The sequence below is a fragment of the Mycolicibacterium sp. XJ879 genome (assembly GCF_053483935.1).
In genome coordinates this window covers 192,187-208,535 of record NZ_JBEFTH010000003.1, presented here as the reverse complement: position 1 = coordinate 208,535, position 16,349 = coordinate 192,187, and the positions used below count along the sequence as shown (strand labels likewise).

Genomic DNA, 16,349 nt, shown 5'->3' with positions numbered 1-16,349 from the left:
TCAAGGCTGGACGGTCTGCCGCTTCATCAACGCGTTGAGCCAGTTGGGGGCGACGGTGTCCAGCGCCCTGGCCGTCATCGCGATCCGCGGCGCGATGCGCACCGGCCGTTTGCGCGCGGCCAGGATCATCCAGTCGGCCGCCTCGGCGGCGGTCAGCGCGGGCAGACCCTCGTACGCCTTGGTCGGGGCGATCATCGGGGTGGCCACCAACGGGTAGTACAGCGTGGTGGAATGCACACCGGCCGAGGACCATTCGGTCTCGATCACCCGGCTCACCGTCGACAGCGCGGCCTTCGACGCGTTGTATACCCCGAACAGCGGGGAGGCCTCGCTGAGCACACCCCACGTCGACACGTTGATGATGTGGCCGTCTTTGCGCTCACGCATACCCGGGGCCAGGCCGCGGATCAGCCGCAGCGGTGAGTAGTAGTTGAGCGTCATCGTGCGTTCGACGTCGTGCCAGCGATCCAGCGATGCGGCGAGCGGGCGGCGGATCGACCGGCCGGCGTTGTTGACCAGGATGTCGACGCCGCCGAGCTCGCTTTCGACCCGGTCGACCAGCGCATCGCAGGCGTCCATGTCGGACAGGTCGCACGGGTGCGCGGTCGCGCTGCCGCCGGCCGCGGTGATGCGGTCCACGACCGTGTCGAGCAGCTCTTGGCGGCGCGCCGCGAGCACCACCGTCGCGCCGCGGCGGGCGAACTTCTCCGCGGCCGCCTCGCCGATGCCCGAGGACGCCCCGGTGAGCAGGACCCGCTTATCGCGCAGGTCGACGTCGGCCATATCCGGCCGCAACATCACCAGTTGCGGCGCCAACGGCGGCCGCATCGTGGTCAGCACGACCTGCTCGCGCAACCGCCGCAGCGGGCTCTTACTCACGAGTCCGCAGTCTACGAGGCCCGCGAACGTGGGTTACCCGCACACCATCAGCGCCTCGGGCGTGACACCAGTCCACACTCGGCGGCCTGGTCCGTTAGAAGTAGCGCGGGAAGTTGCTCCAGTCCGGGTCGCGCTTCTCCAAAAACGCGTCGCGGCCCTCGACGGCCTCATCGGTCATGTACGCCAGACGCGTTGCCTCACCGGCGAACAACTGCTGGCCCACCAGGCCGTCGTCGCTCAGGTTGAACGCGTACTTGAGCATCCGGATGGCCTGCGGCGACTTGCCGTTGATCTGCGCGGCCCACTCCAGGCCGACCTTCTCCAAATCGGCGTGGTCGATGACCTTGTTGACCGCGCCCATCGTGTGCATCTGCTCGGCGGAATAGGCGTCGCCCAAGAAGAAGATCTCGCGGGCGAACTTCTGCCCGACCTGTTTGGCCAGGTAGGCGCTGCCGTACCCGCCGTCGAAGCTGCCGACGTCGGCGTCGGTCTGCTTGAACCGCGCGTACTCGCGGCTGGCCAGCGTCAGGTCGCAGACCGCGTGCAGGCTGTGCCCGCCGCCGGCCGCCCAGCCGTTGACCAGGCAGATCACCGGTTTGGGCAGGAACCGGATCAGCCGCTGCACCTCGAGGATGTGCAGTCGGCCCGCCCGCGCCGGATCGACCGTCTCGGCCGTCTCGCCCGCGGCGTACTGATAACCGCTGCGGCCGCGGATGCGTTGGTCACCGCCCGAGCAGAACGCCCAGCCGCCGTCCTTGGGCGACGGGCCGTTGCCGGTCAGCAGCACCACCCCGACATCCGAGGACATCCTGGCGTGGTCGAGCACGCGGTACAGCTCGTCGACGGTGTGCGGACGAAACGCGTTGCGCACCTCGGGCCGGTCGAAGGCCACCCGCACCGTGGGTTGCGCCACGTCGTCGAGCACGTGGCGGTGATAGGTGATGTCGGTCAAGTCGAACCCGGCGACGGGCTGCCAGAGGTTCGGATCAAACGGGTTGTCGCTCATACGTTCTCCAAGAGAAAGACGGGGCAGCGGCCGGCGAGCTGTTCGAACTCGTCGGGGTTGGGCCCGGTGACCAGGCCGATGTTCTTCATGAAGTCGACGCCGGTGGGCACCTCGACCGGGAAGGCGCGCAGCAGCGGACGGGCCTCGTCGATCGGCATCTCCACCACGCGCACGCGTTGGCTGCTGCGGCCCTGGTGCAGGGTCGCTTCACCGGCGGCCCGCAGGTTGGCGGCCCAGTCCGAGCCCGGCACCCCGCCGACGATGTAGCGCTTACCGTCCACGGTCATCGGGGTGACCGGCGTGGAACGCATCTTGCCCGTCTTGCGGCCGGGCACGCTGAGCACGACGGGGCCCTTGCCGCCGAACCCGACACCCAGCTTCTGCAAGCCGATCATCACCTTGTTGACGTACTTCAGCCACCACGGCAGCGACGCGTTGGACATGGCCACGACGCTACGTGACCGCGGCGCCGTAGTCCGCGTCGCTGTCGCCGACCATGACGGCGTGCGCGGCGTCCACCCCGAGCCGCGCCGGCGTGGTCTCGAAGATCGCGGCGCGGATTTGACCGCGCTGACCTCGAAGGACAGCACGGCACGAACCATCGCCTCATGTTAGCGGTGGCCTTCTCCCGGCGAGCAGACGCAAAATCGTGTCGACACGCCGGTGCGCATACGATTCCGCGTCTGCTCGCGGTGGGAAGGTGATCGGCGATGGCTCATCGTTTGGTTACCGCTTACCGGGAGGGACGCAAGGCGTTCCCGCACACGCTCGTCAACCCGTATGCCGGCATTGGCGACCGCGTGGTGGCGCGGATGTGGCGGCTGGGCTGGCAGCGCGCCGCCGAGGAGAACCGCGGTATCCCCAGCGAAAAGGAGCGCATCGCGCGGCTGGCGGCGGAGATCGACGCGCTGCTTGACTGATGACGCCGTTGCCGCGCGACCTCGAGGCGCGGGTGGCTGCCCTCCTGGATCGGCAACACCGCGTCGTGCTCGGCATCACCGGCGCGCCGGGTGCGGGGAAGTCCACGCTGGCCGAAGCGGTGGTCGCGGCGTTCGACGGTGCCGCCTACGTGCCTGCGGATGGTTTTCATCTGGCCGATGTCGAGTTGGCGCGGCTCGGCCGGCTCGACCGTAAGGGCGCCATCGACACGTTCGACGGATACGGCTATCTGTCGCTGCTGCAACGTGTTCGGGCTCAGCCGTCGCACACCGTGTACGCGCCCGGGTTCCATCGTGACCTGGAACAGCCGATCGCGGGCAGCATCCCCGTCGCACCCGATGCGCGGCTGATCGTCACCGAAGGCAACTACCTACTCGACGACGACCCGCCGTGGCCCGCCGTCCGCGATCTGCTCGACGAGGTGTGGTTTATCGACGCTGCGCATGCCGAACGTCTGCCACGACTTGTCAAGCGCCACATGCAGTTCGGCAAGACTGCAGAGCAGGCGCAGGCCTGGGTGCGCGCCGTCGACGAGCCCAACGCCGCCCGCATCGAGGCGTGTCGACACAAAGCCGATCACCTCTTCTAGCGCGAGCGTGCGTAGTAAGAGTGCAACACGCCGATACAACGACGGAGTTTACGAACGCGCGCCGTCACACATCCAGCGTCAAATACCGTCGAGCGCCCCAGCGATGTCGTGCCGCGACCACAGATTCAGAAAGTTCGTCATCATCAACAGGCGGCTGCGGGCCTGCTCATTGCCGGCGATGCTGGCGTCAAACCGGTCGGGTATCGATGACGGCAGAAGCTTCATCAGGTACGACGGCACATCCAGCAGCCACGCCAGGCCCATAACCGCGACGTAGAGCAGCAGATGGCGCTTGACCGTGCCCGCCTCCAGTACCGGCCCGCCAGCCGCGCGAAACTCGGCGAGGAAATGGTCGAGCAGCGCATCGAAGTGCTGATTCCACATGTCGGTCTCCGCGCTGCACATCGCGCCCCAGAGCACCATGGCGAGGTTCATCTGGCCGACGCAACCCCAGTCCAATAGCCCGCATACGAGATGGCCGTCTGGGTGCCGCCAGAACCACGCGTTGTCGACGTTGGCGTTCCAGTGGCACAGCGCGACGTAGTCGGGATCGTCGGCCAGGTACCTCCAGATGGCCGCCTCCGATTCGGGGAATCGGGTTACCTCATCGCGCAGGCGCGCAAGGAATTTCGGATCGCGGAGGTGCGCGGGCAGCAGCGACGCGTGCGTGACGGCGAACTCGGCGAGGCGGTCGACGCGGCGCTGCAGTTGCTCGGCGGTGTAGGACGAACGTTCCCCGACCGCCAGCCGCTGCATGTCGAGCGGAAACTGTTCGACGAGCTCGGCGGGCAGCCGACCGGCCTTGTGCGAGCCGGCGAGCCGGCCGAGCGCGCCCAGCATCGCCTGGTAGTGGCCGACGGGGTCCGGCATGGTGTAGTCCATGCATTTGTCGTAGTGCGGTTCGATACCGTTGGCGCCGTAGGAGATTCGTTCGGTGATCAGGACACCGGTGCCCGACGGCGCGTGGTAGTCGGCGAACAGGCAACGCGGCACCGCGATCGGAAAGCCCGCCACCCGCGACAACAACGCGAAGCGGACCTCGAACTCCATCTGCGTGCGCCCGCCGTCGCGCGCGGCGTCGTCGAAGTCGCGGGAGAACTTAACGAACAGGTCGGTCGGTAGCCCCTCAGCGCCGGAGTAGTCGACCGACAGCAGCGCCTTGCGGCCGGTACTGCCGCCGCGGAACTCCCGTAGGTCGGTGATCGCGATCACGTCGGCGTGCGCGCCCAGCGCCCGCGAAGCCCGGAACGCGTCAGTGAGAAACGCTGCGCCGCCGGCGCGTAACGCATCGGCGTGCGCGGGCAGGTCGATGCCGAGATAGTCGCCGTGCACCCATCCGTCGTTGTTCACCGGGGTCACCTTCTCCCGCGAGCGTGCGCAAACTCGAGGGTTGTGTCGGCGTGTCGCCGGAAAACACGCATGCTCGCGCCCAAAGGAGCACCAAGAACTCAGCCGACGGCGCGGTCGGAGCCCTCCCAGAACTGCGCGCGCACCGCCTTCTTGTCGGGCTTACCCAGCGCGGTCACCGGCACCGAGTCCACGACGATCACCTGCTTGGGTGATTGCACCGAACCCTTGCGCTCCTTGACCGCGGCCTGGATCTCCGACGTCATCCGGGCCACCGCCTCATCGGAGCGGTCGGCGTCGGGGCGCAGCACCACCACCGCCGTCACCGCCTCACCCCACTTCTCGTCGGGCGTACCGATGACACACACCTGCGCGACCGAGGGGTATTCGGCCACAACGTCTTCCACCTCCCGCGGAAATACGTTGAAGCCGCCGGTGACGATCATGTCCTTGGTCCGGTCGACGATGTAGTAGAAGCCGTCGGCGTCCTCGCGGGCCAGGTCGCCGGTGTGCATCCAGCCGTCATGAAAAGTTTTCGACGTCTCGTCAGGACGGTTCCAGTAGCCCCCGGACACCAGCGGGCCGGACACACAGATCTCCCCGACCTCACCCTGCGGCACCGGGTTGCCCTCGGAGTCCAGCAGCGCCACCCGCGCGAACAGCGTCGGACGCCCGCACGACGTCAACCGCTTCTCGTCGTGGTCGCCCTTGGCCAGGTAGGTGATCACCATCGGGGCCTCGGACTGGCCGTAGTACTGGGCGAAGATCGGCCCGAAACGACGGATCGCCTCGGCCAGCCGCACCGGGTTCATCGCCGAGGCGCCGTAGTACACGGTCTCCAGCGACGACAGGTCGCGGGTGTGCGAATCGGGGTGGTCCATCAATGCATAGATCATCGACGGCACCAGCATGGTGGCGGTGATGCGCTGCTCCTCGATAACCCGCAGCACCTCGGCCGGGTCGAACTTGGACAGCACCACCATTTCGCCGCCCTTGACGATCGTCGGCACAAAAAAGGCCGCCCCGGCATGCGAAAGCGGCGTGCACATCAGGAATTTCGGGTTCTCGGGCCATTCCCACTCGGCCAGCTGGATCGTCGTCATCGCGGTGATCGACTGCACCGTGCCCATCACACCCTTGGGCTTACCCGTCGTCCCGCCGGTGTAGGCCATGCCGCCGATGTGGTCGGGCGGCAGGTCCGCGGCCGCCAGCGGGCGCGGCGCATACTTCTCGGCTTCGGCGGTCAGATCCACCGCGACGCCGGTCAGCGCCTGCGGTACCGGCCCGATGGTCAGGATCTGCTTGAGTGACGGCACCTTCTCCAACAGCCCCAGCGCCCGTTCCACGAACATCGGCACGGGGTCGATGATCAGCGACGAGATGCCGGCGTCGTCGAGGACGTAGGCGTGGTCGTCCAGCGAGCCGAGTGGATGCAGCGCCGTGCGGCGGTACCCCTGGGTCTGCCCGGCGCCGATGATCATCAGCACCTCGGGACGGTTCAGCGACAGCAGGCCCACCGCCGCGCCGCTGCCCGCGCCCAGCGCCTCGAACGCCTGGATGTACTGGCTGATGCGGTCGGCGAGTTCGCCGCCGGTCAGCGTGGTGTCGCCGAGAAACAGCACCGGCTTGTCCTTGTTGCGCTTCAGCGCCCCCACCGTGAGGTGGCCGGAGTGGATAGGATGACGCAGCAGGTCCTCGCTCATGGCCATCAGACTAGAACCTGTTACAGAATGGTGGCCCCGGTACCCCGCAGACCCCCGCCACTCACAAGCGGGCCGGGATGCGTCCGCGCTCGCGCAACCAGCCCTTGCGCGCCGCCGGGTACCACCTGAACGACGCGGGCACGTACGGCCATCCCGTCCGGATTGAGGCGCGGATCGCGCGGTAGCGACGTTCGGCGCTGCGCGACCACGGGATGTTGAAACGTTCACGCACGAACGCCGAAATCGACGTCACCTCAGACAATCTCGGTGAGATCTTCGCCGGCAGACCGATCCAACCCTGAAGGGGCGCTACCCGATCCCGACGCCCTACGGTGGCCCGACGCTACCCATCGAGCCGTCCCGCTGACCCGAGGACGTCCGCTAGGAGATGATGATGTCTGTGAGTACCGACAAAGACGACGACGCCGGCGAGGCCGAAGACGTCGAGGAGCCCAAGGAATCTAACGAATCCGAGGCACCCGGGGCCCAGGGCGACGACGACAGCGTCGCAGGTGGTGACGACGAACGGCGCACCGCCCGCGACTGGCGCCGCCACGTGCTGCGGGGCGCGGTGGCGGCGGCATTCGTCGTGGTGCTGGCGGCCGCCGGATACCTGGGTTGGCAGCTGTGGCAGGAGCGTCAGGTCGCGCAGGCCGGACAGGAGGCGCGGCAGGCCGCGACCGACTACGCGCAGGTGTTGACCAGCATCGATTCGGCGAAGGTCGACGAGAACTTCGACGCGGTCCTCGACGGGGCCACCGGTGAGTTCAAGGACATGTACTCGCAGTCCAGTGAGCAGTTGCGTCAGCTGCTGATCGACAACAAGGCCTCGGCGCACGGCGTCGTGCTGGAGTCGGCCGTGCAGTCGGCGACCAAGGACAAGGCGGTCATCCTGCTGTTCGTCGACCAGTCGGTCACCAACACCAACGTGCCCGACCCGCGCATCGACCGCAGCCGCATCAAGATGACCATGGAATACGTCGACGGGCGTTGGCGCGCAAGTAAAGTCGAACTGCCATGATGCGCCTGGCGAGCGCGGTCACCGCCTCGCTGGTCGCCGCCACGCTGGTCACCGCCCCGGGCGCGAACGCGTCGGCACCCGCATTCTGCGGTGAGCTGGGCGGACAGTGGGACGGGCAATTCTGTACGACATCGGTCGTGTCGGAGCGCAACGCGGTCCGACACATCAAAATGGCGCTGCCCGGCGATCTCGTGGAGAACCCGGTAGTTCGGGAGTACCTCACCAACCTGATGAACAACTGGCGCAATGCGGCGAAGAAGATGGTCCAGAACAGCTTCGGAGAGCAGCACTTCCAGACCTTTCAGCATGGCGAGGCGATGACGGTCGTCTTCCACGAGATGTACTCGGGTACGGTCGGTACCGACGCCCTGGCGCATCCGAATGCGCCCATCGTCAGCGACGCCTACCGCACCTTCACCTTCGCCGGCGGGCGGCAGTTGCAATTGGCCGATCTGTTCAAACCTGGTGTCGACCACCTCGCCGAGATCCCGCGCCTGGGTGCGCCATTCATCGTCGCTGCGCTCGATGCCGCGCCGCCGCCGCACCAGGCAGGCACCTATCCGTTCACCCCGGACCGCTGGACCCCGGACAAGGTGTACTCCGGCGCCTACAAGGCGTGGGCGCTGACGCCCGACGAACTGCTCATCTACATGCCGGACTATCCGGTGGCCGGCGACCGTCCGATCAACTTCACCCCGGGGCTCATGCAGTGGTCGATGGACGGCGGCACCGTACAGGCCCATATCCCGCTCGCGGCGTTGGCGCCGATCCTGCGGCCCGAATTCGGCGGTGTCTAGCATTTCGGGGTGTGCGCGCGGGCGTGACCTCGGCACAAGGGAAAATCAACCCAGCTTGTCGGCCTCCGCGGGCGCTTGCGCGGCGAGCTTCTCGGCCAGCTCGGCCTTCCACCGGATCTCCTTCTTGACCCACGGGTTGTCCTGCGGAAACTCCTCGGTCTCGGCGACCCGGCGCACCTCGATCTTGACGCCCTTGCCCAGCGGAACCTTCGTCGCCCACCGCTTGGCCTCCGCCTTCGACGACACCTCGAGGATCCAAAACCCGTTGAACAGCTCAATTTCGGGGTAGGGGCCGTCGGTGACCACCGGCGGATCGGAGTCGAAGTCGACGACGAAACCCTCCTCGGGTCCGGTCAGTCCCTCGCCGGCGCGCAGCACGCCGGCGTTGATCAGTTCCTCGTTGAAGCGGCCCATCGACTCGAGGATGTCGTCGAAGTCGATATCGGCCTCGGCCATCGCGGCCTCGGCAGCGGGGGTGGACCGCATGACCAGCATGTAACGCGCCATTGGGGTGTCTCCTTCGGGTCGTGCGTTCGGTTACCTAAAGACCGACACGTCCCGACGGGATTTCTCATCGCATTTTCCCCGCGGCTGCAAAGATGACCGGATGCCGACCGCTGACCTGGTCATTCGAGGGACCATCCTGACCGTCGACGAACACCGACCCACCGCCGGGGCGATCGCGGTCGCCGACGGCCGCATCGTCGCCGTCGGCGCCAACTCCGACGTCGCATCCTGGGTCGGGCCGCAAACCCGCCAGCTCGACGTCGACGGCGCCGTGATGCCGGGATTTGTTGAGGCCCACGGACATCCGTTGATGGAAGCGATGGTGCTCTCAGATGCCATGGCCGACATCCGGCCGGTGACCCTGCCCGACGCCGACGCGGTCGTCGCGTCGATCCGTGCCGAGGTCGCCTCCCGCGGCGCCGACGGCGCCTACCTCAACGGCTGGGATCCGCTTCTGCAGCACGGGCTTCCAGACCCCACGCTGGACTGGCTGAACGCCATGGCGCCCGAGCACCCGCTGGTGATCGTGCACAACTCCGGGCATAAGGCGTACTTCAACACCGCCGCCGCGGACCGGGCAGGTCTGACCCGCCACACCCCAGATCCCAAGGGCGCCAGCTACGGCCGCGACGCCGACGGCGAACTCGACGGCACCGCCGAGGAGATCGGCGCGGTGTTCTCGCTGCTGACCGATGCTATCCAGCCCAGTGACTACCCCGCGATGCTGCGCGCCGAACTGGCCCGGCTCAACCGCGCCGGTCTGACCACCTGCTCGGAGATGGCGTTCGACCCGACGCTTCGACCCCTCGTGGAGCAGATGCGCGACGAGCTCACCGTGCGGCTGCACCTCTATGAGATCTCCAACGCCCGGATGGCCACCGACGTGGCGCCCGATAACGGTGATGACCTGTTGCGCCAAACCGGAATCAAGATCTGGGTCGACGGCTCACCGTGGATCGGCAACATCGACCTGACGTTTCCGTACCTGGACACCGACGCCACCCGCACCATCGGCGTCGTACCGGGATCATGCGGCTGCGCCAACTACACCTCCGAGCAGCTGACCGAGATCGTCGGCGCCTACTTCCCGCGCGGCTGGCAGCTGGCCTGCCACGTGCACGGCGACGCCGGTGTCGACACCATCCTCGACGTCTACGAAGACGCGCTGCGCCGACATCCCCGCGCTGATCACCGGCTGCGCCTCGAACATGTCGGCGCCATCCGCCCCGAGCAACTGCAGCGCGCCCACGACCTCGGCGTCACGTGCAGCATCTTCGTCGACCACCTCCACTACTGGGGCGATGTGCTGGTCGACGGCCTGTTCGGCCCCGAGCACGGAAGTCGGTGGATGCCGTGCGGATCGGCGGTGGCCACCGGGATGCGTATTTCGCTGCACAACGATCCGCCGGTGACCCCCGAAGAGCCGCTGCGCAACATCAGCGTCGCGGTCACCCGCACCGCGCCCAGCGGCCGGGTGCTGGGCCCCGAGCAGCGGCTCACCGTCGAGCAGGCGATCCGCGCGCAGACCATCGACGCCGCCTACCAGCTGTTCGCCGACGACGCCGTCGGATCACTCGAGGTCGGCAAGTACGCCGATCTGGTGGTGCTGTCGGCCGACCCGCGTGCGGTGCCGGCCGAACAGATCGCCGATCTGGAGGTTCGCGCAACTTTCCTGGCTGGCGCGCAGGTTTATGGCAGGCTCTGAACATGTCTGACCTGCCTGAGCCCCGTTTCCTCGACGAACGAACCGCCCACTGGGCCCAAACCAAGCCGGATGCCGAGGCGATGACGTACCTGGACCGGACCTGGACCTGGGCGCAATGGAACGACCGGGTGCGTCGGCTCGCCGGTGCGCTGACCGAGCGCGGCATCAAACGCGGCGACGTGGTGGCGTTCCTGGACAAGAACCACCCGGCCGGCGTGGAGTTGACGCTGGCGGCCGCCTCGCTGGGCGCGGCCAACGCGCTCATCAACTTCCGGTTGGCCACCGACGAACTCGACTACGTGCTCAACGACTCCGACGCCAAGCTGCTGGTCGTCGGGTCCGAGCTGAAACCGAGCATCGACAAGATCCGCGACCAGCTCACCAACGTCGAGCACATCATCGAGGTGACCCCGGAGGGCGGTGACGGCGACGAGTACGAGGCGATGCTGGCGTCGGCGACCCCGGTGAACCGCGGCGCCGACGTCACACCCGACGACGTGTGCATCATCATGTACTCCTCGGGCACCACCGGCAGGCCCAAAGGCGTTGAGCTCACACAGGCCAACATCATCGCCCACACCGTCAACGCGCACGAGGGCTTCGAGTTCGACGAGGGCGACAAGAGCATGGTGTCGATGCCGCTGTTCCACGTCGGCGGCTCGTCCTACGTTCAGTTCGGCCTGCACGACGGCGTGCCGAGCGTGATGACGCGCGAGGTGGACGGCGCAGCGCTGGCCGGCGCAATTCTGCAGGGCGCCAACAGAACGTTCCTGGTGCCCGCCGTGCTGGCCAAGGTGCTGGAGTCCGGCGAGGACGCGGTGAAACTGTTCGCCGCGCTCAAGACGTTCGCCTACGGCGCGTCGCCGATGCCGCTGCCGCTACTGCGGCAGGCGCTCAAGGCGTGGCCGGACACCGAGTTCATGCAGGTGTACGGGCTCACCGAGGTGTGCGGGGTGATCAGCCACCTGCTGCCCGAGGCGCACCGCGACCCCGGCAGGGAGGAGCGGCTTTCCAGCGCGGGCACGTTGGTGCCCAACGCGCAACTACGCGTCGTCGACCCGGACACGCTGGAGGACGTCCGGCCCGGCGAGCAGGGCGAATTGTGGTTCCGTACACCGCAGTTGATGAAGGGCTACCACAACAAGCCGGAGGCGACCGCCGAGGCGATCACCTCCGACGGCTGGTTCCGCACCGGTGACGTCGGACACGTCGACGAGGGCGGCTACATCTTCGTCGAAGACCGGCTCAAAGACATGATCATCTCCGGTGGGGAGAACATCTACTCCATCGAGGTCGAACGGGTGCTGGCCGAGCATTCCGCCGTCGGCGATGTCGCGGTCATCGGCATACCCGACGAGAAGTGGGGCGAGGTGGTCAAAGCCGTTGTCTCACTTGAGGTCTCGGCTACCCCCGAAGAGCTCATTGCGTGGTGTCGCGAACGGCTGGCAGCCTACAAGTGCCCCAAGAGCATCGATATCACCGACGAGCTGCCGCGCAACCCGACCGGCAAGGTCCTCAAAAAGGAACTGCGCAAACCCTACTGGGAAGGCCGCGACCGCGCGACGGTCTAAGAGCGGCTACTGGCGCACCGGGATCGCGATCTCGTTACGACGGCGAAACGACACTGTCCACGGCGGGTCGTAGAACCAGGACTGCGCCGGTCCGGTCACCTCGATACCGTTGGCGCGCAACGTCTCGGAGAGCTCCTTGGTGCGCGCAGCGACGGCCTGGGCGCTGCGGTCGCCGCTGAACCGCAGTACCGCGACGGTCCCCCCGGGCACGGTTACCAGCCGCACCTCGTCGCCGTCCGGAGTCGGCAGCGTGTCCAGCGTCCACTTCGATGGCATGTAGAACCGGATCGTGGAGTGCTCGCCGTCTCGGGCCTGGGCCACCGGCGCGGTCATCGCAATCGTCTCCTCGCGGTGGTTGCCGCCGAAGATGTAGCCGGCGAGGCGGCGGAACCCGATGTAGCGGGCGCGGTCCTCGTCGGCGGTCACCGTGGTCTCAGCGGCTATCCGCGGACCGTACTTACGGATCTCCACGTCATCGGTGAGCCGGGTGCCCACGTAGTGCGGCTCTTCGGTGCCCACCCGGATACCCACGATCGACAGCACCGATTCCGTGATCTGCACGGGGATCTCGAGCAGCCGCATCATCATTCTCCTTGGTTGCTTGAGATTTTGCCGGTTGGGTAAGGAACTAAACGTCGGCGGTGGGGCAGGATGGACGACGTGGCCGACCTCGACGACATCCTCGACCGTCTGCACGTGGTCGCGCTGCCCATGCGAGTTCGGTTCCGCGGCATCACCGTTCGCGAGGTCTCGCTGATCGACGGGCCGAAGGGGTGGGGTGAATTCGGGGCGTTTCTCGAATACCAGCCGCCCGAGGCCGCGCACTGGCTGGCATCAGCCATCGAGGCCGCCTACCAGCCGTCGCCGTCGACGCACCGTGCCCGCATCCCGATCAACGCCACCGTGCCCGCCGTCGGGGCCGCGGCGGTACCGGAGGTGCTGCAGCGCTTCCCCGGGGCGGCCACCGCGAAGGTGAAGGTCGCCGAACCGGGTCAGTCGCTGGCCGACGACGTCGCACGCGTCAACGCCGTACGTGCGCACGTGCCTACGGTGCGCGTCGACGCCAACGGCGGATGGACGGTCGAGGAGGCGCTCACCGCCGTGGCCGCGTTGACCGCCGACGGTCCGCTGGAGTACGTCGAACAGCCGTGCCCGACGGTCGCGGAGCTCGCCGAGCTGCGCCGCCGCGTCGACGTGCCGATCGCCGCCGACGAAAGCATCCGCAAGGCCGACGACCCCCTGCACGTGGTGCGCGCCGAAGCCGCCGACATCGCGGTGCTCAAGGTGGCCCCGTTGGGTGGCGTCGCACGGCTGCTGGACATCGCCGCGCAGATCGACATCCCGATCGTGGTGTCGTCGGCGCTGGACTCGGCGGTGGGCATCGGTCGCGGCCTGCTGGCCGCCGCGGCGCTGCCGGACCTGCGCCACGCGTGCGGGCTGGGCACCGGCGGATTGTTCGTCGAGGACATCGCCGAACCGCCTTTGCTCAACGAGGGAACGCTGCCGGTGCGGCCGGTCGTCCCGGATCCGGCCCGGCTGGAGGCGCTGGCCGCCCCACCCGACCGCAGGCAGTGGTGGATCGACCGGATCCGGGCCTGCCACGGCGCCGTGTCCTAATTCGTGGGGTGCACGGCATAGACGCCACGTCTCCGGTGCACAACACTGATTCCGTGCGAACGGTGATCATCCTCGGCTATCCGGGTGTGCAGGCGTTGGACCTGGTCGGCCCGCATGAGGTGTTCACCGGCGCCGCGATGTACCTGCAGGCCGACGGCCGCGAGGGGTACCAGGTGCGCGTCGTCACCGCCGACGGCGAACCGGCGAGGACGGGAACCGGCCTGGCCTTCGTCGCCGAACCCCTGCCCGACCCAAGCCGGCCCGTCGACACCGTGATCCTGCCCGGCGGGTTCGGGGTGGACGACGCCCGCGCCGACCCCGACGTCGTCGCATGGGTGAAGGCCGCCGCGCAGCACGCGCGTCGCGTCGTCAGCGTCTGCACGGGCGCGTTCCTGGCCGCGCAGGCCGGTTTGCTCGACGGCTGTCCGGCCACCACGCACTGGGCGTTCGCGGATCGGCTGGCCCGGGAATTCCCCTCGGTGACCGTCGATCCCGAGCCGATCTTCGTGCGCAGCAGCGAGCGGGTCTGGACCGCGGCGGGGGTCACCGCCGGTATCGACCTGGCGCTGTCGCTCGTGGAGGACGATCACGGCACCGACGTCGCGCAGACGGTGGCGCGCTGGCTGGTGATGTATCTGCGCAGGCCCGGCGGGCAGACGCAGTTCGCCGCGCCGGTGTGGATGCCGCGCGCCAAACGTATGCCGATCCGCACCGTGCAGGAAGCCATCGAGTCCGAACCCGGTGGCCCGCATAGCATTCCGGAGTTGGCGCGGCGCGCCGCGATGAGCCCGCGGCACTTCACCCGGGTGTTCACCGAAGAGGTGGGGGAGGCGCCGGGCGCCTACGTCGAACGGATCCGCACCGAGGCCGCGCGCCGTCAGCTCGAGGAGACCGACGACACGCTCACCGCGATCGCCGCGCGCTGCGGCTTCGGAACCGCGGAAACGTTGCGCCGCAACTTCGTTCGTCGTCTCGGCGTCTCGCCCGATCAGTACCGCAAGACGTTTGCCTAACCGAGGAGAAACAATGCAGATCGCGATCATGGTGTACCCCGGCTACACCGCGCTGGACTTCATCGGGCCCTACGAGGTGCTGCGCAACCTGCCTGACACCGAGGTGCGGTTCGTCTGGCACGAGCCAGGGCCCATCGCAGCGGATTCGGGGGTGCTGCTCATCGGCGCCACGCACTCGTTCGACGAGACGCCCGCACCCGACCTCGTGCTGGTCCCCGGCGGCGGCGCCACATTCGAGCACGCCCGCGACGAGAAGGTGCTCGACTGGGTGCGCCGCGTCCATGAGACGTCCACCTGGACGACGTCGGTGTGCTCGGGGTCGGTGATCCTGGCCGCGGCCGGGCTGCTGGAGGGCCGCCGGGCCACCTCGCACTGGATGGCGTTGCAGACGCTGAAGGCCTTCGGCGTCGAACCGGTCGGCGACCAGCGCATCGTGCGAGAGGGAAAGATCGTGACCGCGGCCGGGGTGTCGGCGGGTATCGACCTGGCGATGTGGCTGTGCGGGCAGATCGGCGGGGAGGCCAAGGCCAAGGCCGTGCAGCTGGTCATCGAATACGACCCGCAGCCGCCGTTCGACTCCGGGCACACCTCCAAGGCGTCGGTGGCCACCAAAGCGGCCGCGACCGCGCTGCTCACCAGGGATATGGTCAAGCAGCACCAGGTGGCGCCGTCGGTCAAGCTGGTGTGGAACGCCGCGCTCAAACGGGCGATTTCGGCGCGCTAACGCCCCGCCAGGGTCCGCGAGCGCGCCGAAATCGCTGAGCGGATGGCGGCGAGAACCCGATGTGGATATTCGACGAGGTCCAACCAGGTGAACCGCAGCACCTGCCACCCGTTCAGGATCAGATAGTTCTGGCGTTTCCGGTCGTACTGGAACGCCTCCTGGTCGCTGTGGAAAGCCCAGCCGTCAACCTCGATGGCGATCTTCAGGACCGGAAACGCGACGTCGATCTTGTACGGGCCGCACGGATGGTTCGCCTTCCATCCGGTGACGCGCGCGGTGCGCAGCTGTGTGAGCAGCAGCCGCTCCGCCTCCGACCGGGCGCCGTCAGACGCCGCATGCAACAGCCGTCGTGCCCGCGGCGAGCCGTACCGGCCCTTGTTGCGCAAATGCGCCCGCCACAACTGGTTCAGGGTGACATGGCGCTGCAGGGCGGAGTCCATCAGCTTCACCCCGCCGCCGCGCTGGACGGCGGCTTCGACCACCGTCAGGTCCAACGCCGTCAACCGCATGCCCTCGAGTTCGACGACGTCTGCGGGGCCGAGGTCGCGCCGCCGGACCCGGACGCCGTCACGGCTGCGTCCATGGCTGTTCCGGGGGACTGTCACTTCGACGATCTCGGGTGCGAACCTCGTCAGGTTGTGCCAGAACGCAGCGGTCAGACCGCTTGCCGCGGCGCGCAGGCCGTACGCCGCGCGGATACGTGCTGCGTCGGTGAACGGCCGGTCTTCGACGAAGTACACCCCAGGCGTGCACCGGCGCCAATGGCCGGACGCCACGTGTCGCTGTACGACTTTGCGGCTCAAGCCGGCGTCGCGGGCCTGGGCGAGCGTGATCACGCCGTCATGGCGGCGCAGGTAGTCATCGATCATGGTGGTTGGACGCGCCCGACGGCCCCGCGGTTCCACTCCCGGTGATTTCGGCGCGTTAACGC

The 16,349-nt window shown here is 67.9% G+C and carries 19 protein-coding genes; 9 read left to right on the top strand and 10 right to left on the bottom strand.

All coding sequences use genetic code 11. The features are described from left to right. The 4 genes from ABQF13_RS08175 to ABQF13_RS08160 form a co-directional block, all read right to left on the bottom strand. Positions 1–879, bottom strand: a complete 879-nt coding sequence (locus tag ABQF13_RS08175) for an SDR family oxidoreductase (RefSeq protein WP_448392226.1) — start codon at positions 877–879, stop codon at positions 1–3. A 94-nt stretch (positions 880–973) separates the two neighbouring features. Next, positions 974–1,885: a 1,4-dihydroxy-2-naphthoyl-CoA synthase gene (locus ABQF13_RS08170; protein ID WP_448392225.1), complete on the bottom strand. Its 912-nt coding sequence runs from the start codon at positions 1,883–1,885 to the stop codon at positions 974–976. After that, positions 1,882–2,328, bottom strand: coding sequence for a nitroreductase/quinone reductase family protein (locus ABQF13_RS08165; protein ID WP_448392224.1), 447 nt, complete (start codon positions 2,326–2,328; stop codon positions 1,882–1,884). Before ABQF13_RS08165 ends, ABQF13_RS08170 begins: the two co-directional genes overlap by 4 nt. Positions 2,329–2,338: 10 nt before the next feature. Then, entirely contained in the window at positions 2,339–2,404 is a 66-nt protein-coding gene (locus ABQF13_RS08160; RefSeq protein WP_448392669.1) for a hypothetical protein, read from the bottom strand. A gap of 191 nt (positions 2,405–2,595) precedes the next feature. Between ABQF13_RS08160 and ABQF13_RS08155 the strand changes: the two genes are divergently transcribed. Both ABQF13_RS08155 and ABQF13_RS08150 read left to right on the top strand, forming a co-directional pair. Then, positions 2,596–2,805 carry a ribosome modulation factor gene (locus tag ABQF13_RS08155; protein WP_448392223.1) on the top strand — a complete coding sequence of 70 codons (210 nt, stop codon included), beginning with the start codon at positions 2,596–2,598 and terminating at the stop codon, positions 2,803–2,805. Beyond that, the gene (locus ABQF13_RS08150; RefSeq protein WP_448392222.1) at positions 2,805–3,413 is read left to right on the top strand and encodes a nucleoside/nucleotide kinase family protein; all 609 of its coding nucleotides are present in this window, start codon (positions 2,805–2,807) and stop codon (positions 3,411–3,413) included. Before ABQF13_RS08155 ends, ABQF13_RS08150 begins: the two co-directional genes overlap by 1 nt. 78 nt (positions 3,414–3,491) lie before the next feature. Here the strand turns inward: ABQF13_RS08150 and ABQF13_RS08145 are convergent, their stop codons facing one another. The 3 genes from ABQF13_RS08145 to ABQF13_RS08135 all read right to left on the bottom strand — a co-directional run bounded on the left by ABQF13_RS08145 (position 3,492) and on the right by ABQF13_RS08135 (position 6,716). Beyond that, positions 3,492–4,745, bottom strand: coding sequence for a hypothetical protein (locus ABQF13_RS08145; RefSeq protein ID WP_448392668.1), 1,254 nt, complete (start codon positions 4,743–4,745; stop codon positions 3,492–3,494). A 116-nt stretch (positions 4,746–4,861) separates the two neighbouring features. Further along, complete coding sequence (gene fadD8 / locus ABQF13_RS08140) at positions 4,862–6,463, bottom strand: fatty-acid--CoA ligase FadD8 (RefSeq protein WP_448392221.1); 1,602 nt, start codon at positions 6,461–6,463, stop codon at positions 4,862–4,864. Between the two features lie 61 nt (positions 6,464–6,524). Continuing rightward, positions 6,525–6,716 carry a hypothetical protein gene (locus tag ABQF13_RS08135; RefSeq protein ID WP_448392220.1) on the bottom strand — a complete coding sequence of 64 codons (192 nt, stop codon included), beginning with the start codon at positions 6,714–6,716 and terminating at the stop codon, positions 6,525–6,527. Between the two features lie 141 nt (positions 6,717–6,857). On the opposite strand from ABQF13_RS08135, the gene ABQF13_RS08130 reads away from it, so the two are divergent. Continuing rightward, positions 6,858–7,484, top strand: a complete 627-nt coding sequence (locus ABQF13_RS08130) for an Rv1363c family protein (protein WP_448392219.1) — start codon at positions 6,858–6,860, stop codon at positions 7,482–7,484. Further along, positions 7,484–8,281 carry a mannan-binding family protein gene (locus ABQF13_RS08125; RefSeq protein WP_448392667.1) on the top strand — a complete coding sequence of 266 codons (798 nt, stop codon included), beginning with the start codon at positions 7,484–7,486 and terminating at the stop codon, positions 8,279–8,281. Before ABQF13_RS08130 ends, ABQF13_RS08125 begins: the two co-directional genes overlap by 1 nt. A 45-nt stretch (positions 8,282–8,326) precedes the next feature. Here ABQF13_RS08125 and ABQF13_RS08120 read toward each other — a convergent pair whose 3' ends face one another. After that, positions 8,327–8,788: a YciI family protein gene (locus ABQF13_RS08120; protein WP_448392218.1), complete on the bottom strand. Its 462-nt coding sequence runs from the start codon at positions 8,786–8,788 to the stop codon at positions 8,327–8,329. A gap of 100 nt (positions 8,789–8,888) precedes the next feature. Between ABQF13_RS08120 and ABQF13_RS08115 the strand changes: the two genes are divergently transcribed. Both ABQF13_RS08115 and ABQF13_RS08110 read left to right on the top strand, forming a co-directional pair. Further along, positions 8,889–10,493, top strand: coding sequence for an amidohydrolase (locus ABQF13_RS08115; protein WP_448392217.1), 1,605 nt, complete (start codon positions 8,889–8,891; stop codon positions 10,491–10,493). Positions 10,494–10,495: 2 nt separating this feature from the next. Beyond that, positions 10,496–12,064: a long-chain-fatty-acid--CoA ligase gene (locus tag ABQF13_RS08110; RefSeq protein WP_448392216.1), complete on the top strand. Its 1,569-nt coding sequence runs from the start codon at positions 10,496–10,498 to the stop codon at positions 12,062–12,064. Positions 12,065–12,070: 6 nt separating this feature from the next. Here ABQF13_RS08110 and ABQF13_RS08105 read toward each other — a convergent pair whose 3' ends face one another. Further along, on the bottom strand, positions 12,071–12,646 hold the full coding sequence (locus ABQF13_RS08105) for an SOUL family heme-binding protein (RefSeq protein ID WP_448392666.1): 576 nt from the start codon (positions 12,644–12,646) through the stop codon (positions 12,071–12,073). Positions 12,647–12,715: 69 nt separating this feature from the next. Here ABQF13_RS08105 and ABQF13_RS08100 point away from each other — a divergent pair, with 69 nt between their 5' ends. The 3 genes from ABQF13_RS08100 (at position 12,716) to ABQF13_RS08090 (ending at position 15,418) form a co-directional block, all read left to right on the top strand. Continuing rightward, a complete protein-coding gene (locus ABQF13_RS08100) occupies positions 12,716–13,681 on the top strand; it encodes an o-succinylbenzoate synthase (protein WP_448392215.1) in 966 nt (321 codons plus the stop codon). 62 nt (positions 13,682–13,743) lie between these two features. Continuing rightward, positions 13,744–14,694 (top strand): GlxA family transcriptional regulator, encoded by a 951-nt coding sequence (locus ABQF13_RS08095; protein ID WP_448392665.1) that lies wholly within the window; start codon positions 13,744–13,746, stop codon positions 14,692–14,694. Between the two features lie 13 nt (positions 14,695–14,707). Then, positions 14,708–15,418, top strand: coding sequence for a DJ-1/PfpI family protein (locus ABQF13_RS08090; protein WP_448392214.1), 711 nt, complete (start codon positions 14,708–14,710; stop codon positions 15,416–15,418). On the opposite strand, the gene ABQF13_RS08085 is transcribed toward ABQF13_RS08090, so the two are convergent. Beyond that, positions 15,415–16,287, bottom strand: a complete 873-nt coding sequence (locus ABQF13_RS08085) for a DUF559 domain-containing protein (protein WP_448392213.1) — start codon at positions 16,285–16,287, stop codon at positions 15,415–15,417. The genes ABQF13_RS08090 and ABQF13_RS08085 overlap by 4 nt on opposite strands. Between the last annotated feature and the right edge of the window lie 62 nt (positions 16,288–16,349).